This window comes from Streptomyces sp. NPDC001157 (assembly GCF_053598255.1).
The window spans coordinates 106,294-131,937 of record NZ_JBSFJW010000001.1; the positions used below are offsets into that span (position 1 = coordinate 106,294).

The 25,644-nt window shown below is 72.5% G+C and carries 3 protein-coding genes; all 3 read right to left on the reverse strand.

What is annotated here, in order from left to right; all coding sequences use genetic code 11:
* Positions 1–24,462, reverse strand: coding sequence for a scabin-related ADP-ribosyltransferase (locus ACWDAG_RS00500; RefSeq protein WP_450693368.1), 24,462 nt, complete (start codon positions 24,460–24,462; stop codon positions 1–3).
* A gap of 39 nt (positions 24,463–24,501) precedes the next feature.
* Positions 24,502–24,900: a WXG100 family type VII secretion target gene (locus ACWDAG_RS00505; protein ID WP_450693369.1), complete on the reverse strand. Its 399-nt coding sequence runs from the start codon at positions 24,898–24,900 to the stop codon at positions 24,502–24,504.
* A gap of 101 nt (positions 24,901–25,001) precedes the next feature.
* Positions 25,002–25,466, reverse strand: a complete 465-nt coding sequence (locus tag ACWDAG_RS00510; protein ID WP_450693370.1) for a YbaB/EbfC family nucleoid-associated protein — start codon at positions 25,464–25,466, stop codon at positions 25,002–25,004.
* Positions 25,467–25,644 lie beyond the last annotated feature (178 nt).

The following is a 25,644-nucleotide window of genomic DNA, read 5'->3' on the forward strand; positions in this document are numbered from 1 at the left end:
TCATTGCGTGTCGGTGCGGCGGCCGGTGTCGGCAGCGGGTTGATCACGGTCGATGCGTGCCAGGAACCTTTCCGCGCTGGCCTCGGGGGTCTCCGCTCCGTCCGACTGGTGCGTCGGGGTGCCGGATCCGCTCGCGGAGGCCGGTTCCAGGGGCGGCTCCGCAGGAGTGGGGGCTTCCGGTGGAGAGGCGTCCGGCGCGGCGTCGCCGTTCACCCGCGTCAGGAACGTCTCGACGAGGCGGTCCGTCGTGCGCTCCGCGCCCGACACCGGCCCGGCGGCTTCGACGGGTGCGGTGTTCGACTCCGGCTCGGTGACGAGAACTTCCGCCAGGGCGGGTGAGTCCGCGAGGGCGGTGGGGAGCATGAAGTACAGGCCACCGGGGACGTCGACGAGCAGCTTGCCGTGCGGGCCGGAGAGGACCACCTCCAGGTCGGCCCTGTAGTAGCGGAAGGGGCGGACACTGGCGACGTTCCGCTCCAGGATCTCCTCGGCCTCCGCGGCCCGCTCCCCGGACGTCTCCCCCTCGTACCGCAGGGGTGCCGAGTCCCGTAGCGAGTGGCCGTCGATGTCTCCGCCGAGGTCGGGGCCGGTCCCGGCGAACCATGCGCGTGTACGGCCGTGGAGGTGCTCCTGTGTCTCGCGGCCCTGGTTGAAGTGGCGCGAGAGGATCTCCACGTCGGACTGCGGGAGGGCGGTGACGCGGGTGATGCGCATGCCTGCGGTCACCTGCTCGGCGCCCACCTTCACCTGGTACCGGTGCCGCAGCAGGCGTTCCAGGCTGAGCCGCATCTGCACCTCGTTGGTGAGGTGGTCGTACAGCATGCCGGGGAGCGTGGTGCGGTCCGGCCGCCAGGTCTGCGGGGCCTCCGGTCGCGGGCGTGTGGCGGTGGGTGCAGCAGGCAGTACGGCCCAGCGGTTGATCTCGGTCGCGGCGGGCAGTGCCCAGGGGTGCCCGTGCTCGGACATCAGGTCCACCAGGGCGTCGTTCAGGGGCTGTTCCTCGGTCTGCCACACCGGCGGGGTGGTGTCCCGGGGGTGGTCGGGCGTCGTTTGTGGTGCCTGGCCCGGCCGGACGAGGTGCTCGGGGATGACGACGCGTACCCAGCCGTCGACGGTGCCGTCCTCAGGCCGTTGCGGGAACCGGGCGAGGTATGACTGGGGCCGGGAGGCCGCCGCCGGCCGGCGTCGGTGTCCCATCAGGGTCGAGACGGCGAGGGAGATCCCGTGGAGGAGCCGGACGGGGGCGGCGAGCACCTCGGGCAGCTGCCTGGTGAGGGCCATCTCGACCCTGAACCGCTGCCGCAGCCGGAACTCGACCGACGGGTTGCGGGTCTGGCCCCAGTAGACCTCCACGTTCTCTTCGTGCCGCTCGTGGGCCGTGCTCGCCTCACCGGACCAGCCGCCCGCGACCTGGAGGCCGCCCTGCGTCCCGCCGCCGATCCTGCCGTGCAGCTCGCCGTGCACCTCGGCCTCGGTCGAGCGGGAGGTGCTGGTCGTCTCCTCGGTGATCGCCTTGCCCCGCAGCATCATGGTCAGCTCGGGGCGGTCGTGCTGCGACACCGGCTCCAGGGTCTCGGCGGTGACCTTGGTCCACAGATAGCGGGTGGCGCCGAAAGCAGACGGGATCGGCAGCCACCGTGTCGCTCCGGTGGTGTTGAGCAGAGTGAACTGGTCGAGCAGGGCGGCGGGTGAGTAGGAGGCCTCGACGGAGCTCAGCAGCAGACTCGGCCGGTGGCCGAAGCCGTCGGGGTCGGGCCGCAGCAGGCCCTGCTCCGTCAGCCACTGCTTCATCGTCTCCAGCACGCCGTCCGCCTGCAGCACCTCCGGGTGGGTGCCTCCGGGCAGCAGCGCCAGGTCGAAGTGACCGGTCGGCGGCTGGGGTGCGACGGGCGTCACGCCGTCCGGGACCGGCAGGCCCAGGTCGAAGATCCGCCGCTCGGGGACCACGAACTCCAGGCCGTGTCCGACCTCCAGCACCCGCTCGACGCTGGTCGTGCCGGATGCGCTGCGGGTCAGCGCGTCCGTCAGGTGGGAGCCGCGCCAGCGGTGGAGGGTGATGCGGAACACCGCGTGAGCGCGGTAGGTGTGCTTGGGGCCGCCGTAGGTGCCGCGGGTGATGCCGACCGGGCCGACGGCCGTGCCGTGGCCGCTCTCCCAGCCCCACTGGAACCCGCCGCCGAACGTGGCGCGCAGCTCGCCGGTCAGCGGGTGGTGCTGCGCCGAGGGCCGCTCCTCGCCGGTCGTGAGCCGCTCCACGCCGGGCGCGGCCGACGCCTCGCCGTCCTCCTCGCCCTGGCCGAAGTGGAGGGACGGGCCCAGTCGGCCCGCGAGGCCGAGGGTGTGGGTGCGCTCGACGGTGCGTTCGTAGTGGGCGGTTCCGCTGGTGTTCTGCCACAGCTGGAAGGCGGCCCCGGTGTGTGCCTGCACATGACGCGGTTCGGCGGCGACGAGCTGCACTCGCAGGGCCTGGTGCCAGCCGTCGGGCCCGTCGGGCAGCTCCATCAGCCGCCCCTGGCCGGTGGTCAGGGACGGGAAGTGGGCCACCAGCTCGTTCGGCGCGAACGGCTTCTTGAGCTCCGCCGGCCAGTTCGCCGGGTTCGCCTGCCACTCGTCCGGGAGTCCGTTGGCCTGCTGGTACAGCGTCGCCGCCGTATGCGCCACTTCGGGCGCGACCAGGAGCGACCGGTACACGACGGCGGAGCCGTGGCTGGTGAAGTCCACCAACTGCTCGGCGGGCGGGAGGGATTCGAGGGGGCGCACCCGGCCCGCCTCGTCCAGCAGCCGCGCCGGGATCCTCTCCGACGGCACGTGCAGATGCGGCATGGCCACCCGGGCCACCACCTCGCCCGGCCTGTCGATCCACCACTTCTGCTCGGGGTGGCCGTCGGTGCGTACGGACAGCTCGTACACGGCGTCGTAGACGTGCTCGTCGGCCTTGCCGCCCATGTCGGCACGCTGGGTGGACTTCGCCGCGCCGGAGAACTGGTGCTCGGTGCCGCGCCCGATGCTGCCGGTCAGCCCCGCCTGTCCGAGTCGCAGCCGCAGGAGCCTGGTCAGTTCGGTATCGCCGCGGGCGCCCAGGAAGGCCCGCAGCTTCCAGCCGTTCTTGCGCTCTCCGCTGACCGTGGCGCCCTGCCCGGAGCGGATGTTGAGCGACATCGGTCGTGCCTCGTCGCCGGTGGCGCCGCCGACGCGCTCCCGCAGCCGGGCGGTCACCGACACGTGGTACGTCCGGCCGCCCAGCCGCACGGAGTGCTCGACGCCCGCCATCAGCTGCGCCAGGTCGGTCTCCAGGGACGGGCGCCCGAACGCGGTGAGCAGTTCCCGGTCCACGCCCGCCCAGTTCACCCGGGGGCGGCCCAGCTTGAGGAAGGGCAGGTGGCCGGTCAACTTCGGTCGGCGGCGGGTCAGTTGCTGGTGCGTCTGGCCGATGACGGTGCGGATCTGGTCGTGGACCAGTTCGGCGCCGGGCAGGCCGAGGAGGGTTCCGAAGCCCAGGCCGCGTCGTGTCGCCAAAGCCAGGGGTTCGCGTGCGTGCGGCTGCGGCAGGGGCGCGTCCAGGCGTTCCGGGCGCCGGTACGCCGACTCCGGCAGGCCGACACCCAGTTCGGCCGCCTCGGCGAGCAGCGCCCGCACATACGGCCGTGTCTCCACCGGACCGGCAGGCCCGGGCTGGGGCTGCCGCAGCAGCGGGGCGTCCGCACCGAGCACACGGCGCTCGAAGTCGGCGGCCTCATGGCCGGGGACGCCGAGTTCGGCCGGCACGATGCGAGTGAGCGGCTCGATCCGGTGCGTGGTGGAACGCACTTCGAGGGAGACGCTCAGCCAGGCGCGGTAGCGCGCGTGGTCGTCCGAGGTCTGGACGATGGTGTGGAGGGCCGTCGACACGGCCAGGCCCTGACTGGTGCCACGCTGGACCTCACCGGTGAACGAGAAGAACTCCGCCGGCCCCGCGACGAACCGCCCGCCCAGCGCGGCGCTGCTCTTCGCGCCCTCCTTGCGGTGCACGACCAGCGTGCCGGCGGAGTCCTCGCGCACGGGGACCTTGACGGTGTCGCCCAGGTACTCCAGTCCCTCGATCCTCGCCCGGATCGCCACATGGCCCTGGAACGACCGGCCGAGGCCGGTGGGGAGGGACACCCGGTCCGTCACCAGCTCGTTGCCCAGCAGAAACCGGCTGCGGTTGATGGCGGAGCGTTCGTTGAGCTGGACGAGGGTGCGTTCCATCAGTGCTCGTACGACGTCGGCGGGCAACCCTGCCGCGTGCAGCCGGCGCTCGAACTCGGCGGCCGGCGGTGTCAGATCGATGGCGTTGAGGATCGTACGGGCCCGGTGGCGCCCGGCGTCCTGCTGTACGGCGTCGCGCGCGGGGGCGGCGTGGGGCACGTGCTGAAGGGCGCCCGGGACCGTCAGAGACTTGGGCAGCCGCACGGTGAGACGGTCGGGGACGATCAGGTCGTGCCGGCGTTCCTCGCCGTCGACGAAGAGCCGCAGTTGCAGGCCCGCGCGGAACGGGGTGCTCTGCTGCATCCAGATCTTCCGGTCGAAGACCACCGTGCGGTTCGTCTGCGTCTGGCCGGTGCGATGCGCCTCGACGCTCAGCACCGGCGCCGGTGTCACCGACGAGGCGACTCTCGAACCGGTGGAGATCGCCGTCAGCAGGGAGCTCGCGCCGGACCAGCCGCCCTCCCGGGCGGACTTGTGGGTGGTGGCCAGGGAGCCCCAGTTGAGGGCGTACCCGTCGATCGGGGACGCCTCCTGCGGCAGCGGCTCGACGTTGCGCAGCACCGGCCGTACCCACACCACATGACCGCCCGCGGTGGCCAGTCGGCCGCGCTGGAGGGCCGCCTCCCAGAAGTCCAGCGCCCGCTCCCCTTCCGAGGCGGCGGAGTGCTCGCCGGCCGCCAGCGTCTCGGGCACGGCCCCGCTGCGCAGGATCGTGCGCAGGGCCTCGCGGATGCCGGTCCCCAGCTCGGCGCTGTCGCCGTCGCGGCGCACCGCGTACGCGATGTTGTTGGCCCACTGCCGCACCAGCGCCTCGTCCCAGCGGTCGACGGCACTCACGTTCAGCTCACCGTGCGCGTCCATGCCGAACTGACCCATGTACCAAGGGACTTCGGCGTGCGACGGCGGGGCGGCCGGCTGCTCGGGCTCCTGTACGGCGTGGGCGGCGGGCACCTCGGGCCGCTCGCGCAGTTGTACGGCGTCGCCGACAGCGCCTTCCGGCTGCTCGGGCTCCGGTGCCGTGGACGACGCGTCCTGCGCTGCGGGGATGGGCTCGGTCGGCGTGCCTTCGGCGCCGAAGAGGAACGTGTCTCCGGTGTGCTGGTTCGCGACGACGAACTGACGGCGGGGATCCGTGCTCGCCCCGTTCTCGTCGCCCGCCCAGTCGATGGTGAGGTGGCTGCCGACCCGGGCGCTGTCCGCCCAGGCGAATCCGTACTCCCCGTCCGGGGTGTGGGTGACCTGGACCGGCTGTCCCGACAGCTCCCGGGGGGCCTCGTGCAGGTAGATCTGGTGGGAGACCAGTTCGCCGCCGGGCCCGAACAGGGTCTCCAGGCCCGTGGCCCCGTGCCTGACCGGCCGCAGCCCGTCCGGGCGAGGGGGCAGCACCGTGAATCCCTGCGCAAAGAGCCCGGCCGCGTCCACGTCCGGTCCGGCCTCCTCCAGCGCCTGGCGCGCGGCCGACCACAGCGCCTCGTGCGCCGCTGCCCGCAGCTCGGCGAGCCCGTCCGGGTCCGTCGACGGATCCAGTCCCGAGCGCCGCAGGAAGGCCGTGGCGTCGTACGAGATCACCGGCACCATCACCTGAGCCGGCTCACTCCGCGGGCCGGACCACCGTGCCTTGGGGAGCGTCTCGTCGAAGATCCGGGCCAGGTTCTCGTCGTACTCCACGCCGACCGTGCCCACGTGGTTCTGCGGCCGCACCCGGGGCGCACGCCTCGCGAGCAGCCCCTCGTCCAGTCGGCGCAGCCAGGCCCGCCACGGTGCCTCACGGTCAGGGCGTGCCGGCACCAGGGTTCCGTCCGTGCCGAAGCGGAACACCTCGTCCGTCACCCGGTCGGTGAGGACGTAGCCGTCCGAGCTCGTTCGCACGCCGTGGGACGCCACGACCAACGCGTCGTCGGCGGCCAGCTCAGCGATCCAGCCGTGGGGCGCGCTCGGTGAGACGGGCACCCTGAGCCTGCGGATCAGCGCCCCCGCCAGGTGTTCGGGCAGACCCTCACCGCGAAGCGGCACCTCGACGTCCCGGGGGACGCCGTTCCCGTCGAAGCGCCACCCCAGGGCGTCCCCGGGAGCACTGACCCAGACCTCGGTCAGCTCCCCCGACGCGTCGCGCACCTCTCCCAGTTCGTAGTGGTCCGCCCCCGTCACCGACAGTTCAGGACCGTCCTCGCCGACGCCGAACCGCAGGAAGTCCTCCGTCCCCGCCAACCGCACGTCCAGCGCCTGCGGGAGCCGGTCCGCGCCGAACTGCCAGCGCACTTCTTGCGCCGCGTCGGACGCGGTGTACCCGCCGTCCGCCCGCGACGCCACCGTCCAGCCGGGCAGCGGACTGCCGCTCGCGTCCACCACCTCCGGGAGCGTCGGCAGACCCAGCAGCTCGTACCGGGCGACGGCCTCCGGGGACGGCACCAGCAGCCGGAACCCGGGAACCACGGGCAGTCCCTCGGGAACGGGCGGCAGTCCCGGCCGCCACCGCGCCCGCTGTCCGCCGCGGGACTCCGTCTGCCCGGACTCCTGCCGCACCTCTTCCGTGGCGTCGTCGGACGCCTGCGGCTCAGCGGTCTGGCCCTGCCGTGCCTCGGACGACGATGCCTCTGCCGACGGTGCCTCGACCTCGCCCATCGGGGCCTTCCCGCGGCCCGACATCCCGCTGCCGGACGACTCACCGACCTGCGGCAGCCTCTGACGGACCAGCACACCCCGGGTGTCGAAGCGCCACTCCGCCACCGCGCCCTCGTACCGGCCCGCCAGGGGCAGCGTGACGGTCAGGCCGTCCGGGAACCGAGCCAGCCGCCCGCCCTCGACCGGAACACCGTCGCGGTCCAGCAGCTCCAGCGGGCCCTGGATACCGGCCGGCTCCTGCAACCGCACCACATGGTCGACGCCCGGCAGCTCCAGTTCGCGGTGCTCGAACCGGACCCGGGAATCGAGGAACAGGTTGCCCTCGACGCCCCGGACGACGAATCCGCCGCCCTCGCGCGGCAGCACCGTCCGGTCCGACACCACCTCACCCGCGGCATCCACCAACTCCAGCCGCGAGAACGCCCCAACGGTGCCGGTCGCCGCGGTGTCCGTCCGCCGCAGCCGGTACCCGGCCAGCGACGCGACACCGTGCAGCGGCTCGTCCGCCACCCGCACCGCCGCTTCGGGGGCGGCGTCGACGGCGAGCGTGTGCGGCTGCTCATCACGTTCCTCGAACTCCTCGGGCACGGTCGGCAGCCCCGGCTGCCAAGTCCGCCGGTTGCGCTGAGGCTCCCGTACCTCCCCGGTGCCCGGGGCGACGTCGTCACCCGGCTCCGCCAGACCCAGTCGGTGCAGTCCCTCCCGGTCCACCACGACCAGGATGGGCTCGTCCGGCCCGGTGGTGATCGGTTCCCGCCACCGCGCGGGGAGCTTCTTGGCGCGGTAGGCGGGAGTGACCGTCCACCGGGGGGTCAGCCGTACCAGGTAGCGGGGCCCGGCATCGCCCTCCCCCTCGGGCTCCGGCTCCTTGCGGGTCGTCTCGCCCGTGACCGACTTCGGTCCCCCGTACGTCAGCCAGGTGCTGTACGCGTCGTCACCCAGCACGAAGGGCCGGTTCGCCGCGGTGTGGTCCCCGAGGTGGATCGTCGGTTCGCGGAGGTCGGCGTACCACGCGGGGCCCGCTTCTCCGGCGCTGGTCCAGCTCGGCTCGGCCTTCGAGGTGTCGGAGGCGGTGGTGGTCAGGGAGCCTTCGCGGAGCGTCCGGACCACCTCCCGCGCCACCACGTCGGCCCTGACGGTCACCTTCGCCAGTGCGTCCCCCGTGATCTCGACGACGTGACCCCGCGGCGACATCGCGTCCGCCAGCTTCGACCGCAGTGGCACGGCACCCGTGCGTGCCTGCAACTCGAAGCCCGCGCGGGGGCGCAGCACCGGCCGCCCGTCCCGGCCCCCGAAGGCCAGCTCGTCCAACAGCGTGCGCAGTCCGGGCGCGTCGAACGGGCGCACCAGCGCCCCTGCGGGCAGGCCCACTTCGAGCCCGGCACCGTGCTGCCACTCACCCGGCGAGCCGTGGACCGGCGCCGCCACCGACGGGCCCGCCTCCTCCGTCAGGGGCAGCACCTCATCGGCGGGCACTGTGGAGCGCGCCGCACCGGGGAGTGTGAACTGCGCGGTCCACGAGCCGCCGAACGAGCGGCCGCCCAACTTGGGCATCCAGTCCGGCAGATGCTTGCTGTAGTACCCCGGACCCGCGTACGGGTACACGTCCATCGTCACCAGCAGGTCGTGGAGGAACTGCACACTCTCCCCGGACCCGAACCCGAACCCGAACCCGGACCTGGACCTCGGGCCCGACTGGGACGCGGAGCTCTCCGCGGACGCGGCCCCGGACTCGGAGCTGACGACCGACACCGTGTGCTCCTCGGTCACCTCACTCTTCGCGGTCCATGAGTGGGAGTGGCCGAATCCGGCCATGAGCAGGGAGGCCGGACGGTGCGCCACGCCCGGATTGGCGATGGCGTACACGCCCCAGGAAGCGGACAGGCCTGACTGGGTCGTGGCGGTCGTGCGCTCGGTCGTCTCCAGGCCGTCCTTCGAGGTGTGGCGGGAGAGGGTGGCGTGGTAACGCCCCTCGCCGAGCCGGGCCCGCAGCACCACCAGCTGCTCCACCTTGCCGAAGGGCGTGTCACCCGCCAGGAACACCGGCCGCCCGCCGTTCAGCATCTCCTCGATCACCGTGCCGAAGCCGGACGCGGTCAGCGACGGGCCCAGCACGTCGTGGATCAGCCTGTCGTTGATGCGGTCGAACTTCGCCACCCGTGCCGACGCCGTCCGCCCGTTCTCCACCGACCACTGGTCGAGCCGGCGGGCGATCTGCTGGACCAGCTCTCCGCCGGCCTCCAGCCGGTACAGCTCGACGCGCCCGCTGCCCCGGCCCGTGTTCGCGGGCGCCCGTACCGCCGGTATGTCCGGTGTCCCGGCCACCGCGGAAGGTTCGTCCGGCGTCGTGTCCACGGCCGGTTGTGCCGCAGGTGTGCCGTCGGCGGGCTGAAGTTCGGCGTCCGCGTCGGTCTCGGCCGCTGCCGCGCGGTACCGCTCGGCATCGTCGGCGAACAGCCTGGCGATGTCCTGCTCGGTCAGCTCGCCGATGCGGTGGATCTCCCGGGCGGGTACCCACAGGGTGGCCGCGTCCGGTACCAGTGCCCAGGTCGACCGCTCGTCGGCCGGGGTCCGGTGGACCATGGTCGCAAGGTCCTGCCAGGCCGTGTCCTTGCGCGTGCGCACCTCGTACGTCACATCGAAGGTGACCAGGTAACCGCGTTCGACCCACTCGTCGGCGGACATGGCCTCTGCGGCATGTGCGGTGGACGTGCCCTGTGTCTCGGCGTAGGTCAGTGAGCCGCCGAGCTCGGCGCCGACGGAGGTGCGGAGGTCGGTGAGCGGGGTCGTGACGCCGCCGGCGAGCTTGCCCTTGACGGCCCACCCTCGCTGGGTGTCCGACGTCTGCTCGACCTGGCCGAAGCGCGTACCGCCGAAGGTGTGCTCCTCGTCGACCGCCACGATCCGGGGGTCGCCGAGCCGGGCCGACAGATCCACGCGCGCGAGCAGCTCGCGGTTGCCGGCGAGTCCCGCCCGGTTGTGGCTCTTGAGGGTGACGGTGTCCTTGAATCCCACGGTCCGCTCGAACCCGGCCATGCGGGCCGCCGGACCCGTGAAGTTCTCCAGGACGTCCAGGGCGGCGTTGCGTTCGTTGATCTCGTCCGGTGTGCGCTCCAGCCAGTTCTTGCCCTGGTGCTGGTCGAACGCGGCCGGGGCACTGCCCAGCAGCGGCCGGCGGTAGAGCTCCCGCCAGCTCGTTCCGCTTGGCGCGGACAGCATCCCCGCCACCGTGCTCTGCAGCCCCGGGACCGGCTTGAGCGAGTCCAGCCGGTAACCGGCGGGCAGGTGTCCCTCGCGCTGGACGGGCCGCGGCGTGCCCCCTTCCCGCCAGAGCGGGGCGGACGGTTCGGCCGGCGCCTGCGTCGGCTCCGAGAGCGGCACCACGGTCCGCTCGGGCACCGCCACCTCGGCACGGCCGGGAATCGTCGCGGCCACGTAGCCGGCGGCGGCGTCCGCCTCTCGCCACCGCGCCACCTCGCCCGGCTCCGACCAGCGGCCACCCACCCGGACCTCGAAGTCGACCGGGAAGTCGAAGCGATGGATTCCCGTGCCGCCGCCCAGCGGCCGTTCGTCCCGCAGGCGCTGCGTCACCTTGCGGGTGACCACCTGGTTGGCCTTGTAGGCCAGGCCGGTCCCGAGGTACTCGGCCTGGTGCGTCTGGGCGATGGACCCGGCGCCCGCCACTCCGACGCCACCGTCCTTCCGCCGGGTGACGGCGGTGTTCTGGGCGTGGCTCGCGGCGACTGTTCCGCTGAGCGTCACCTGCGCGCCGTCGCCCAGGTACCGGCCGTCCGCGGGCCGCATTACGCCGCGGACGAAGACGTCCGGGGCGCCGCTGCGCCATGCGCTCAGCGGGAACCGTACGCCGTCCCCGCCGTGCGCCACCTCCCGCGCGTGCTCCCGCAGGAAGGCGCGGAACTCCATCGCCACGTCCGGCAGTCGAGCGGCGTCCAGCAGCCCTTCCGCCTCCAGACGGTGCAGGACCCGGCCGGCGATCTCCTCCACCGTCTCGTCCGTGAGGCGGTAGGCGGCGTCCAGCCGGTCCGCCACGGTGAACCGGCTCACCCCGGTCGGCTCCGGGACGAAGGGCCGCGGTGTGGCGGCATCCTGGGATGCCGCGGCGGCAGTGGTGAACGCCGCGGTTTCGGTGGACGCTTCGTCGAGCGACGCGGTGTCAGCAGGGGCTTCGTCGAAGGCCGCGGTCTCGGTCGTGGCGTCCGTGGACACCGTGCGCCCGCTCTCGTCCGCCGGTACCGCGTCGTCACGCTCACGCGTCCACAGCGTCGCCACACCGCCGTCCACCCGCTGCGCCACACCGTCGTGGCCGCCCACGCGGACGACGAGGGCGAACTCCGCCTGACGCTTGTGGATCGGTCCCTTGTACGTCTCCGCTTCGGTGTGTTCGCGTGTGTCGGTGATGTCGGTGACGCTCTTGGTCAGGCTGTAGCCCAGAACGACCGGACCCAGTACGCCGGCCGTGTGGACGGTGTTGCCCACTCCCAGCGTGAGGCCACCGCCCCAGCGCCGGGTCACTCCCTGCCCCCAGGTGCTCTCCTCGCTGATCCGGCGGGTGCGGGTGACCGTGCCTTCCGCCTCCGGTAGGTCCCGTACGACGATGTCCTTGGCGACGGCCACCGCGACCTGGGTCCTGCCCCAACCTCCCTTGAACGGGAAGGACTTGCGGACCACCTGACCGCCGAACAGTTCCGGCGCACGCCCTGGAAGCTGATCCAGCCAGGCACGCAGTTCCCGTGCCACGGGATCGTTCACGCGGAAGGTGCTGCCCAGCGCGCCCTCCACGGCCTTGAGGACGCCGGGGCCGACGCCTGCGAACTCGGCGTGCAGCACTTCCTCGGTCCGCCGTGGCCCGGCGTCCTGCGCCCCGTCGGGCAGCGTGACGGTGTCCGCGGCCGGCTTGGGCCAGGCGAGCTTCACCGGGATGTGGACGACGTCCTCCCGCTTCCTGGCCTCGCTCCAGGGCCAGCGGCCGGGCTTGCGTACCGAGATGCGGTACGTCACCGTGTGGCCGGCCTGCGCGACCGGTACCCCGGTCTCGGCGACCTCCGTCTTCATGTCGCGCTTGGTCTTCGTGGACAGGCTCGTGTCCCGGGCGTTGATCAACCCGGCGATCTTTCCGGCGATCTGCAGGAAGGGCAGGGGGATGCGGGCCGCCCGCGGCTCGAGGACCGGTTGCTGACGCGTGACCGACGCGCCGCGGTTCTCCGTGGTGCGGGTGTGACTGAATCCGAAGTCCTCGGTGGCCGACGCCACCCCGTGCGGGGTGCCGAGACCCACGGCCTCCACCACCACCTGCGGTCCGCCGTCCACACCGGCGCCGAGGTCGACGCTGTAGCCGCCGTCCAGGGAGCGGTGGAAGTGCTCCTTGAGCTGCTCGTCCGAGAAGGCGTTGTCGATCAGGGCGTACGTGGCGTGGTCGGCGGCGGTGCGGCCGACCATCCGGACGATCGCGGTGCGCACGTCGAAGCCGTCGATCTCACCGCTCACCTTGGGCCGGTCCGCCCGCGCCCGCCGCATCAGTTCGGCGGGGTCGAGCGGGTTGCCGCTCGACCCGAGCACGTCCGCCAGGTCGGCCTGGGCGAACAGCTGGTTCAGGGTCCGCTCCGCGGAGCCGGGCTGCTGCGTGGAAGCGGGCGCCGCCTGCATCACACCCATGGCACCGTCCGACACGTCCTGCCCCGTGGCGGCACCGGCCGTGTCCTGCTCGGCGGACGGCTCCGGTAGCGGCTGCCCGGTGGCCGAGTGGGTCACGTCCTGCCCGCCGTCGGACTGAGCCATGTCCTGCCTGGCGGCGGCACGGACCACGTCCTCCTCGGCGGACGGCTCCGGCCGCGACTCGCCGCCGGCGACGCGAGCCGTGACCTGCTCCGTGGCGGCACCGACCGTGTCCTGCCCGGCAGACGGCTCCGGCCGCGACTGCTCGATGGCCGAGTGGGCCATGTCCTGCCCGGCAGACGGCTCCGATAGCGGCTGCTCGATTGCCGAGTGGGCCACGTCCTGCCCGACGGCCGAGCGCGCCATGCCCTGCCCGGTCGCGGCACGGACCACGTCCTCCTCGGCAGACGGCTCCGGCCGCGACTGCTCGCCAGCGACGCGGGCCGCGTCCTGCCCCGTGGCCGAGTGGGCGTCCTGCGCGGTGGCCGAGTGGGCCGCGTCCTGCCCGGCGGCCGAGTGGGCCGCGTCCCGCCCCGTGGCGGCACCGGCCGTGTCCTGCTCGGCGAGTTGCTCCGGTCGTGCCTCGGTCGCCGGTGGCTCCAGAGCGGCCGGCGGCAGATCCTGTTCCGCTCCGTCCGCGTCATCCACCGGCTCCGGCAGCGAATCCTCGCCCGCCGCAACGTCCGTCCGTGACGACCGGGACCCGGCGACCTCCGCACCGACCTCCGACTGCTGGACGCCGGGCCGCTCGAACGGCACCCGGGGTGCCGCCCCGTCCTGCCCCGGAGGCAGCACCCGCGCGTCGCCACCGTCGGTGACCTCCGGTACGGCGTGGTCGAACCGGCCACCGGCGAAGGCGACCGTTCTGCCGTCGTCGGCGACCCGGAGGGCGATGCCGGCCTGGAAGTCGGACCTCCAGTGGCTGCCGGGGAGTTCGTGGTCGGCCGGCGCGGCGACCGTCTCCTCCGGGCGGTGCCCGGTTACGGCCGCCTCCGCAGCGACAGCAAGCTCCTCGGGCTCTCCCTGCGCAAGCGTCCCGTCCTCAGCCGACTCCGCCGCCCTCCGCGGGGGCGAACTCGCCAAGAGGTCCGCCAGACTTGGCCCCGGGTGGCGGGTAGGGACCTCGTCGGGCTCTCCCTGTGGAAGCGTCCTGTCCCCGGCCGCCTCCGCAGCCGCCCTCCTCGGGGGCGAACTCGCCAAGAGGTCCGCCAGGGTCGGCCGTGGGTGGGTGATGGTGATGACCGCGCGGCGGAGGGCGCCCGTGCCGTCGGCAGGACTCGTGCCGGGCGGGTACTCGCGGCCGCGGGACGTGACGACCACGGGGAAGTCGGCGGCATTCAGTGTGGCGGGCGCCCCTGCCTCCGTCAGGTGCCTGTGCAGGCTTTCGGTGAAGGCGTCGGCCACCGCGTCGGCTCGCTCCTGCCCTCGCCGGACGGCACGGCCGTAGTCGGGCCGCCCGAGTACGGTGCCGTTGCCGTGACCGCTGATCGACACAGCCGGCAGCGGCCGTCCCCGCTCGGCGGCCGCCATGCCCTCCCGGGCCGTGTTCGCGGCGAGGGCGTCGATGGCCTGCCTGGCATCGGTGGTCAGCCGGTGGGATCCCCGGTCGAAGAGGATGTGCCGGGTGACCGGTTCGGGCGCCGGCATCTGCTGTGCCGCATGATCGATGTGACGTGCGTCGATCTGGAGGGGCGTGGGCCTGGAGCGCTGCGTGGGCGGGGCGGCCGCGGCGGGGTGGTCCGCCAGGTCGGAGCGGCGGGAGACCGGGTCGAGGGCGGGCGTGCCGGGGTCGGTGATGCCGGCCAGGGAGTCGAGGACCCTTGCCAGCGCCGGGCCGGGCTGCCGTGTGCCCAGCGCCTCGGTGATCCGGCCGCGCATGTCGGCGGCGAAGCCGCGGTACTCGTCGTTCCTGGCCGGGAGGACGATGCTGTCGCCGACCTTGTACCGGTAGTCCTTGAGTATCTCGTCGCGGCGTCTGCGCAGTTCGCCGGTGAGCGCCAGCCGGACGTCGTGCGGCAGGTTCTCCCTCAGCGCGGCCGTGACGTGCGCGCCGAGGGCCTCGAAGCCGGAGCGGATCGCGAACCGCTCGGCCATCAGCTCACCGTGGACCCGGCCCAGTTGCCGGTCGGCGGTCCTGCGCTGCCCCCGCAGGGTGGGCCGCGCCTCGGTGAGGCGGTAGTCCACCGGCCGCTCCGACGGGTTGCTGGTGCGGAACTGCTCGTACTCCTTGTAGAGGGTCTGCGCGATGGTCGCCTGGGAGGCCCAGAGGCTCACGTGGTCGCGGACGAACACGTCGACGGCCGCCCGCTTGCCGGCACGGTCGTGGATGCCGTTCTTGAGGTGCTCGGGGGCGTGCTGGTCGAAGTACGCCTCCACCTGCTTTCTCGACAGGTACTTGTCGCCGGGCTCACGCAGTCCGGGGGTGTTGTAGTGGGCCGCGACGATTTCCCGGAGTGTCCTCGCCATGGCCTCGTTCGTGGCGGGACTGACGAAGCCGGCGCCCTCGGTGAAGACGGGGTTCCCGGGCATGCCCTCGTTCGGGACGCCGAGCCTGCCGCGGAGTTCGCCGAGGGGCCGGACGTCGCCCCAGGAGTCGGGACGACCCTGAGTCGGTCCGTCCGTGTAGGTGCGCACCGAATTGGGCAGCGCCGTCCGGCGGAGCAGTTCGAGGGAGTGGGGGTTTCTGATGCCGAACTGGTTGGACGCGTAGGGCTTGTCGACGTTCAAGTCGTCCATGATCTCGCCGGGCCCGTACGCGCTGTCCCCGGCCTGGTGCTCGTTGACCGCCCCACGCGAGATCTCGTTGGCGACGCGGAGCGGCACGAGGAAGGACCGGATCACCGGCTCGGTCGCGCCCTGGGCCTTGTACTTGTCGATCCATTTGATCTGGCGCAAGGGCTGGCCGATGCTGACCCAGAAGACGCTCTCCGTGGGTTTCGTGTACTCCGGGGTTCCGGTGTGGATCTGGACGACTCCGTTGGCGTCCTGACCGACGTCCTTGTGCTGCGGTTTGTCGGTGCCCAGTTCGTCCCCGAACACGGCCGTATAGACGGCCGCATACGGTTCGCCGTCGATGACGACGACCTCGGGGATGTCGCGGTGGATGAAGCCGGCCCCCCTGGGGGCCGTGACGCGGCTCGCGCTCAGGTACTGCGCGCCGGGGACGGCCAGGGCGCTCCGGTAGGTGTCGAAGGCGTTCAGAGCCCGGTGGGCGGCGTTGACCGACTCGTCGGTGTACTGGGTGTCGGGCAGGGTGTCGATCAGCTGCCGGGTCTCGTGGACCCAGGCCGCCCGGTGCCGCGGTGCGACACCGTCCAGGAACGCGCCGATGCTCTGCCGCAGCCGCTCGGGATCGGCGTCGGGCCTGACCACCAGGTTCTTCAGCTCGTCCCGGAACCGCCCGAACCGCTGGTGTTCTGCGGGGTCTCCCGGGGTCTGGCGGGCGCCCTTTGTCTTCGGCGTGGTGGACGCGGAGTCCGTCAGCGGGTGGTCGCGGACGACCGGTCCGGAGTCCACGGCGTTCTCGATGGCGGCCAGGTATTCCTTCGGGACGCCCGGGGAGGGTGCCTCGACGACATCGGCCATGATGCCGCTGCGGCTGGACTTCCCGGTGGTGTTGCGGAAGACCGAGTCCGGCGCGTAGTAGGTGTCCGGCAGGCCGACGAAGTGGCCGAACTCGTGCAGGCCCAGCAGGTCGTTGAGCTGCCGCCGCCGCGCCAGCTCCTCGGGGGCGAGCGCGGGGTCCTCGCTGTGCAGGCGGAAGCGCAGCTGGTCGGAGCGGCCGGGCTCGGGCGACATGCTGAGCTCGATCGCCTCGGGGTGGTCCGGGACGTGGCTGAGGTTGAGGTCGATGTGGAGCTGATCGCCGGAACGGGGCAGCCGTAGACCGGTGTTGAAGTGGTCGTCCAGCGCCTGCCGCCAGCGGGCCTCGAACCGCGCCAGCATGTCCTGGTGGAAGCCGTCGCCGAACCGCACCGGCAGATGCAGGTTCAGGTTGCGCACCCAGCGGCCGTCGTCGGCCTGGATCCGGCGCACCCACGCCCGGATGAGGGTGCTGCTGCCGGGCAGCGTGCCGTCGCCGGCCGGCCTGCCCCGCTCGGGATCGAAGCGCTCGGTCCACAGCTCGCTGCCGACCGCGTCGGCCCTGCGGTGGCGCCACTGCTCGGGCCGTACCGGATCCGGCGCCGGGAACACGAGTGCCTGCGGTGCGTGACCGGCCTCGCTCCGTACGGCCGATGCCCCGGCCGGCGCCTGCGAAGGCCGCTGCCCCCCGGTGCCCAGGAGGCTCTCGGGTGTCGCACCCTCGCGCCGGCCCCTGGCCAGCCTCTCGGCCAGCATCACACCCTCGGCGGTTCCCCGGCGGGGACCGCCGTGCAGGTGGATCTCCTGCGCCACCCGCATGGTGTGCCAGTACTGCTCGGGATCGCGCTGGAGCAGCGCCGGATCGATCAGGCGGTGCCCGACCAGGGGAGGCAGAGGTTCGTCGACCACTGTGTCGAACGGGTTGTAGGTCCGGGTGATGAAGACGGCGCTGTCCCAGAGGGCGTGGGACTTCGAGATCGTCATCTCGGCCAACTGCTGTGCGAACCGCCGCAGTTCCTCCGGCACCTCCACGGGTGCCGACACCGGCGTCGCGGCGGCCGTGGCGGCCCTCGCCCGCTCCAGGATCTGCTCGGCCTCCTGGGCGGTGACCGGCCTTCTCACCTCGCTGTTGACGGCGGTCGGGTCGAACGCGGGGTTGGACTTCCACCTGCCCCGGATGTGGCTGCCCTGCGCGTCCTCGATGTGCTGCGCCCGCCTGATGAACTGCGGGCGGATACCGCCCGGGAACGCGATCTCGTGCTCTTCGGTGTGCGGGTTTCCGGCCTTCGCGCGTTGCGGTTCATGACCGAGCTCATCGCCCTGCTCGTCGAACCGGTGGTCCTTCAGCGTCTCGTTGACGTCGATGCCACCCGGCGCGTGGATCTCGTACCGGAATTTCGCGGGGTGGGTGTAGTTGTCGTCCTTCGACGTGCTGACGAACATCGAAGGGCCCCACGCGACCACGTACTGCGCCAGGTCGCCCCTCTCGGTTCCCCTGGCCTCGAAGCCCTGCTTGAAGACGACCTTCGGCGGTCTGAGGTCATAGCGCCACAGGGGTTCGTAGGAGTCGCGCCATACGAGGCCCTCCGGGCGCAGACTCGACAGGTCCAGTGTGGGGTCGACGGCCGCCGCGAGCCGGTCCGGCACGATCAGCGACTGGTCGCGCAGCGCTCCGTCCTCGTCGAGGTCCCAGCGCAGCCGCGTCTCCGCCTGCCCCGGCACCGGCACGGTGACCGCCACACCGCCGTGACCGGCGCGCCGGATGTCCGCTCCGGGGACCGGCGAACCGTCTGCGTCCGTCAGTCTCGGCGCGGTGTCGACACCGGAGGGTGTCTCGAACCGCGCGACGTAGCCGGCGCCGGGCAGTGGCACGTCCCGGTGGGTGAAACGGCCGTCCGCCGAGAAGTGCAGTTCTCCCCCGGTGCCGGTGACGATGAAGCCCCCGTCCGGGCCGGACCGCACCGCGTGGCCGGGCAGCGGCGAACCGTCGGGGCCCACGAACTCCAGCCGGTCCGGGACTGCTGAGGCAGCGTCACCCGCAGCCCTCGTGATCCGCGCTCCCTGCTCCGTCAGCGCCCCGGCTCCGCGCAGCGGCAGCGCCGCCGGCTGCACAGACGCCTCCGCAGGCGTTCCGGACTCGTCCGTGAGGGGCGGGCCGTCGGCCTGGAGGGTCAGATCCGCGGTCGGGACCTCGGGAGCACCGCCCCGCAGGCTCTCCCGCACGGCCCCGACGCCGCGCTGTGCGGCCAGGTCCCCGGCCGCGGCCTCGGCCCGGCTCTGCCGGTCCACCGCGCCTTCGCTCCGGTGCAGTACCTGCGCCACTCGCATCGTGGCCCAGTACTGCTCGGGGGCGCGCTCCAGCAGGCCTCGGGCATCCTCGTCCAGCGTGAGACGGAACGGGAGATGCTGCGCGGCGATCTGCGCCGCCTCGTCCCAGAGCCGACGTGCCTTCGGCTCGCTCAGCTTGCCGAACTCACGCTCGGCGAAGCGGCTCAGCGCTGCATCGGGGGCGACCTCCGGGACGCGCTGAGCGGCGGCGCTGTGCCGGTCTCCCTCGGAAGTCCCTGTTTGCGGAGGTGTCTTGGCATGCTGCGGCATCGCGGGCGGTCGCGGTTCTTCGAGCCGGGAGACCATCTGCTGTGCCGCGTCCGCGGCGGGTACGGGGCGCTGCGCGTCGTGGGGCGCGGCGTGCTGTTCGGGGGCTCGGACCGGGGACTGGGGTTCGTCCGGGGTGGCGGAGGTCGCCAGTTCCTCCGCGGCGACCGCGGGTGCCGTGTCGGGCGTGGTGTCCGCGGTGGTCTCGGGGGTCGTGTCGGCTGTGGTCTCGTCGCCGACCGCCCGGACGGGTGCGATCTGTGCTTCCTCCAGCGTGGTTCTGAAGGTGCCCTCGTACTCGGCCTCGTGACGCAGCCACGCCTCGGCGTCGTGGTCCTCCGGGCCCCGGATACGGTCGTGGGCGGTGACCGTGTCGCGGCGGAGGTCGTCCGCGAGCGCGCTGGAGGCCTCAGACGCAGCCTCGGGTTCCTCCGCAACGGCTTGCGACGTGCGGGCCTCCGGCGACGCACCGAGATCGCCGCCGCTGCGGGAGGACGGCGCATGAGCAGACGCGGACAGCGCCTCGGACGGGACCACAACCGGCCCCGACGCGCCCGCCGTTCGCGGCTCAATGGCAACGGACGGCTGGGGATCGGCGGTCGCCGACGGCTCAGGGCCGGTGACGGTCGAGGAGCCAGAGTCGACGGCAACCGACGGCCGGGAACCGGCAATCGCCGACGACTCAGGGCCGGTGACGGTCGAGGGGCCAGAGTCGACGGCAACCGACGGCCCGGAACCGGCAATCGCCGACGACTCAGCGCCAGTGACGGTCGACGGCCGGGACTCGACCGCAACCGACGGCCGGGGGTCAGCGGACTGCGCGAGCGTGTCCGGCTCCGACGGCTGGGGAGCATCGGCGGGTTGTGTGCGCCTGTCCGAATCCAGCGTCACCGGTGTGTCCGCAGGCTGCGCGAGCCTGCTCGGCTCAACCGGCCCTGGTGCATCCGGAGACCCCGCGAGCCTGTCCGCTCCCACCGGCCCTGCAGCATCCGCACGCTGCGGCGCCACCGGCCTGCCGGGCTGGGCGGCCGGGTTGGGCCCCTCGGCCACGGTCTGTTCCGTGGACAGTGCCGGCCGCGAGGCCTCGTGCGGACCGGACGCCGCCGAGTCCGGCGACTCCTCGCCCTCCGTCCCGCCCGGGCGGGACACCCGGGCGTCGGCGGTGGCTGGGTCGGTGTCCAGGCCGGTGCGTGAGCCGATGCCGGCGTCCGTGCCCGTGCCGCCGACGACCGGCACAACCGGCGTACCGCTGAGGGAGTCGGCCCGGGTTGTGTCGACAGGGGCTGTGTCGGCGGAGGAGTCGCGACCGCCGACACGGGGGGTGTCCGCCGTGCCCGTCCTTCCGGCATCTCTGTCGGTGAAGGTCCGCTCCGACGCGGGCTCGGCCACAGGCGTGCTGCTGGGCGTCTGTGTCCGGGCTCCCTCGGAGGTGTCCCCTGAAGGCAGGGCGACGTGATCCGCAGCCCGGCCGGGCTCGGTGCTCTGCTCCGGGGGCGCGGTGGGGTGCCCAGTCGGCTCCGTGGCGCGCTCGGGCTGCGTCGCCGAGGTTCCGCGGGCAGGCGCCGGGGCCACGTCGTGCTGCTCGTGTGTTGCCGAGGTGTCGTGGGCGGGCGCCTGGGCCGCGTCCTGGTGCTCGATCTCCGCGAGGGTCCGCTCGAGGTCCGAGACCTGCGGGACCCGCGAGGGCATGGTGGCCCGGTCGACGCGTGGACCGGGGTCCGGCGGTGACGGCAGTCCCGTGTCGGCCTCCGGGCGCGGCCGCTGGGCCTGTATGACGTCGGACGCGGGCCCGGGTGCGGACGGCTCGACACGCGGCTGCCGCGCCTGCGGGGACGTCTCCGCGTGCCCCTGGCCCGTCGGCACGTCGCCCGGACGCCCCAAGGGAGTCACCGGCGCGCTCGGCAGTCCCCCGACCTCGGAAACGATACGGTCGGCCGCCTCGTCGGACCACGGCACATGCGGCTCGTCGCCGATGGGGCGCGGCTCGGGCGGGACCGTCGCATCGGGCCCGGTGCCGCCGCCCGGCAAGTTCCGCACCTCCGGCTGCGGATCGGGCCGACCGGCGGTCGACGGCTCCGGCCGGGTGGCCGGTGCATTCGGCAGGGCATCCGGCTCGCCGGTGTGGAGGCTCGGCAGGGCGTCCGGCTCGACAGCGTGAGTGCTCGGCACGGACCCCGGCCTGCCAGTCGGCACATCCGGCAGACCGTCCGGCCCGTCGGTGGAGGCGTTCAGCAGGGCGTCCGGCTCGACAGCGTGAGTGCTCGGCACGGACCCCGGGCTGGCCTGGGGCACATCCGGCAGACCGTCCGGGCTGTGGGCGGGGGCGCTCGGCAGGGGGTCGGGGGTGGTCGTGGGGGCGCTGGGCAGGTCGTCGAGCTCGTCAAGGGTGAAGGGGACGTGCTCGTCGGGCTCCTGGTGCAGGAACTGCTGCTCCTCCTGTGTGCGTGCGAGTTCCTGCTCGGCTCGCCTGGTGATGCCTTCCTGGACGAGGCGGTCCAGTCGGCTCCCGGACCCTGTCGTACCGGACTCCGTTCCACTGCCGCGGCCGGACCCCGCACCGGGTTGGTCCGAGCCCGGCGCCGGGTGATCGATCTGCTGCTCGAGTTCGTGGCGCAGCGCGGCGGTGTTCTCGTCGGGGGTGCGCGTCGAGGCCAGGCGCTGTTCCGCCTGGTCCAGTTGCCGCCGGGTCTCCTGTACGGCCTCCTCGGGCGCGCCGGACCGGCGCTCCTGGGTGAGTTGGTCGCGCAGGCGACTGACTTCCTGCTCGTGGGCACGGACCTGCGCCACCCGCTGCTGCTCGTCGGCCTGGCGCTGCTGCTCCCGCTCACCGAGGTAGTCACTCAGGTGCTGTTCGGCGGTACGCGCCTCCTGCGGGCTGCCCGCCGTCTCCATCCGCCGTATCAGCTCGGCCTCGCGCGGGTCCTGATGCGCCCCGTCGCCGCGCAGCGCCTCGAACCGCCGCATCAGGTCCGCGTGGGCCGCCGCGGCAGCCGACCCCGCACCGCCACCGCCCTGCTGACGCAGCCGTTCCTCCAACTGCCGCGTCTGCTCTTCGATCCGGCGGTCGGTGTACTGCTTGAGCTCCTGCTGCGCCTGACGCGCTTCCTGAGGCGTCCGGGCGTTCTCCACCTGCCGTACGAGGTCCGCGCGGTGGGCGTCCGCCTCCGGCGCGCCGCCCGGGGTCAGCACCGTACGCAGCTCGGCCATGCGCCGCTCCGCCGGGGTCCAGTTGTTGAACCTCGCCTGTGCGTCGAGTGCCTGCCCCCGCTCCCGCGGCGTCGTCGCAACATCGACCCGGTGCTGCAGCGCCTCCTGCTGGTGCACGCCCAGCTCATGGATGATCCGGGATCGCTCCTGCGGGCTCGTCACGGCGTCGAGCTGCTGCCGCAGCTCGACCTGGCGGGGATCCTGCGCCGTACCGCCGTTCAGACGGTCGATCCGCCGCAGCAGGTCCTCGTCCGCCGCCTGCGTCCGGGCGTCCTCCTGCGTGTGCAGGCGCTCGGTGAGCGTCTGCTGCTGCTCCTGGATCTGCCGGTCCGTGTACTCCTTGAGTTCCTGGTGCGCCTGACGCGCCTCCTGAGGCGTCCGGGCCTGCTCCACCTTCTGCACCAACTGCTCGCGTTGCGGGTCCTCGACGGGCAGCAGCCCCTCGCGCAGGGTGTTGAGCTGCCGCTCCTGCGGCGCCGACTGGTTGTGCGCGACCAGGTCACGAAGCGCCCGCTCGTGCTCCTCGGGTGTGTCCGCCTGCAGCACCCGCTGCAACAGCTCCTGTCCGCGCGTGTCCGGCAGCGCCCGTGCGCGCAGCGCGTCCAGCCGTCGTTCCAGCGCGGTCTCGGCACTGCCCTGGCGCACGTCGTCGAGCCGCTGCTGCAGGTAACGCTGATCCTGGAACTCCCGCAGCTCCTCACGGGCTTGCGCCGCCTCCTGTGGCGACCGCGCCGAATCCTCCAGCGCGACCGTCCGGCGCCGCATGACGTCGGACGCGGGGTCGGACTGAGCCAGCCGGTCCAGACGCTGCTGCATCTGCTGATGCCACTCCAGGTCCTGCTGCAGCGCCTCCCGCACCGTCGGGTCACTGACCGTGGCGATCTCCCGGCGAATGTGTTCCGCGGCCGAGTCGAAGGAGCGCGGGCCGTTCTCGGAAACCACCTCGACCGGAAGGTGACGCTCGACGAAGTCGGTGTACTCCTTCAGCGCGCTGTCCAGCATGACCGGCTTACCCGTCCGCTGCGCCCGCTCCACGGCGTCCACCTGGGAACGCCAGGCGCCCTCCTCCACCCCCAGCTCACGCAGCCGGGAGAAGCCGCCCTCCACATGGGTACGGAAATCCGTCATCCGCTGGTCGAGGATTCCGTGCTCGACCGCCGTCCGGAACGCGTGCAGACGCCGGGCCGCCTCACCCCAGTCGCCCGCCCCTGCCGCCTCGCGCACCGAGTCGGCCTGCCGTCGCCACTGCGTCTCGGGCAGCCCGGCCGTCCGCGCGATCGTGCTGAGCCCGTCGACACGGCTGCGCACCTGCTGCGGCAGCGGCGCCTGCCTCCCGGTCGGAGCGGCAGGAAGGTCCGTGACCAGCGCGCGCGGCGACGGGTCCGGCAAGGCGGCCGCGTCGAACGGCTTCGGGGCGTCCGGCAGATCCAGGTGTTCCTCGTCGGGACGCTGCACGGTCGTGTCCGGCGACCGGTCCTGCGACGGGACTTCCGACGGATCCGGCGACGAGTCCGGCAACGCGGACGCGTCGAACGGCTTCGGAGCATCCGGCAGATCCAGCTGCTCCTCGTCCGGACGCTGCCCGGTCTCGTGCTCCTCGGGCACCTCCCCGGGCACCTGCTCCGAAGCCTCTTCGGGCACCGGCGCCGGGTGCTCCGGGATGCCCGGTTCGACCTCGCTCTCCAGACCGTGCTTGAGCGTCTCCGCGAACGACTTGTCGACCGTGGGCACGTCGATGTGCTCCGGAGACCTGCCGTCGTGCAGGGTGTGGCCGTGGGCGATGGCCCCGCCCAGCGCTCCGGCCGCGGTGCCCAGCCCGAGGTCCTGGCCGGCGTCGAATATGAGATTGGACGCCTCGGCCGTGCCGAGACCGGCCAGAGCGCCTTCGACGGCATTGCCGAGGAAGGACTTGGAGAACCCCGGGGCCAGGTGGCGCATGAGCTGCCCCATCCCGCCGCCGACGAGCCCACCGAGGGCCCCCATCTCCGCCGCGCTCTTCGTGGAGTTCCAGTCCCAGTGCGTACGGTCGCCCTTCAGGAACTGGAGGACCTGCACCGCGGCGTCCATGCCGACCTGCATCACGATCGACGTGATGACCGCGATGAACAGCTCGCGCAGGATCGTCTGAACTGCGAACCGCCCCATCGTGATCACGGCCGGAACCGCCGCCGCGCCGAATCCCGTGGCCGTCAGATACGCGATTTCCGCGGCCATCCACGCCAGCTGCAGGATGATCATGTACTTCGCGTACTCGATCTCCAGCGCGATCTCCTGCGCCATCTGCCCGAGCTGCTCGGCCGACGTGGCCATCACAGGCAGCGTCGAACTCAACTGGTTGACGAACTGCCCGAACTGTTCCGCCGGAGCCCCGGCCAGACTCTCGAACGTCGCGGCGGTAGCCGGATTGAGCTCACCGAGCAGCTGGTTCAGCTCCTGGGCCGTCGAGTTCCACACCGCGCCCAGTTCGGCGAGGTGATCCTCGTTCCCGGTCGGAAACTCCTGACCGACGGTGATCTTGGCGAATGGCTGCAATTCCGGCGGAATCATTATGCTCATGAATTGCGGGCCTTTCTGCCAGAAAACTTCAGAAAAACGTCAGCGATGTGCAGGGCCGGGGCCGCGCGAACCACCCGACGGCTTCGTGTCCGCGGCGGGAGACGCGTGCGTGCCGGTGCCGCGCTCCAGACCGTGCGCCGTCGCTTTTGCCTGCTCTTCGGTCTGGTGGAAGCCCTTCGCCATGGTCTCCAGACCGTCGGCCGTGCTGTCCAGCACGTCGACGATTCCCTTCAGCCCGTCGATCATCTGGTCCCGGGGAGTGAGGTACTGCTGCGCGAAGGCCTTTCCCATCGGGTCGTCGCCCCAGCAGTCGCCGAGCTCGTTCATACGAGACTCCAGCTGGCCGAGAACCTGCCTCATCTGGTCGGAAAATGCCCGCACCTGAGGGGCGTTCTTGGCCAGACGGTCGGGATCCACAGCGAAGTAGTCGGAAGACACTGCGACCTCCTGTCTCATGTCGACTCAGCGGGGAGAAATCCCCGGATTCCGGGGTTTCCGGGGGAATCTGAGATTCCGGGTTCCAGGAATCCCGGGGGTTCTCAGGCGAGCGGAGGCCGTGCGATCCGGGGACCGCCCGCTCCTCGGCCGGGCCGACCGTTGACGACGTACTCCTGGACCTCGTCCGCCATGGCCGGCGTCTCGGGCAGCAGTCCGCCCAGGTCGGCCTTGCCCTGCAGCAGATCGGTGGCGGAGATCCCCTCGGGAAGGTGGCCGGACAGCACCTCGGCCACTTCCGCCATGGCGGTGGTCCGGGCCTTCTGGATGGTCGAGACGAGGATCTGCGAGAGCTCCAGAGGAGCCATGCGCTTGTAGGCGCCGGTGGGGAACTCGATCGCGGTCACCTCACCCTGTGAGTTCACCGTGACCTTCAGCGCCTGACGAGGAGCCGTCGCGCTCGCCTGGACCTCACGCATCCTGCGCTGCAGGTCGCCGATCTGGGCCCGCTCCCTGCGGTACGCGCCCAGCAGCTCTTCGATGTGCTGGTCATAGGGACTACTTGGCACGTTGCACCTCTCCCACCTGCCATGACGCGAGCGCCCCATGTCAATGGGAGCGCTCCCCGCGTCTCTCGCGCAGATTCGATGAGAGACAGGAAACATGCCCCTCCCGGACTGCGGAACCGATTAGGCCGAGGGTGACCCGAAGGACACCGACCTCTGCCCCAACGGCCAGGTGCGGCGA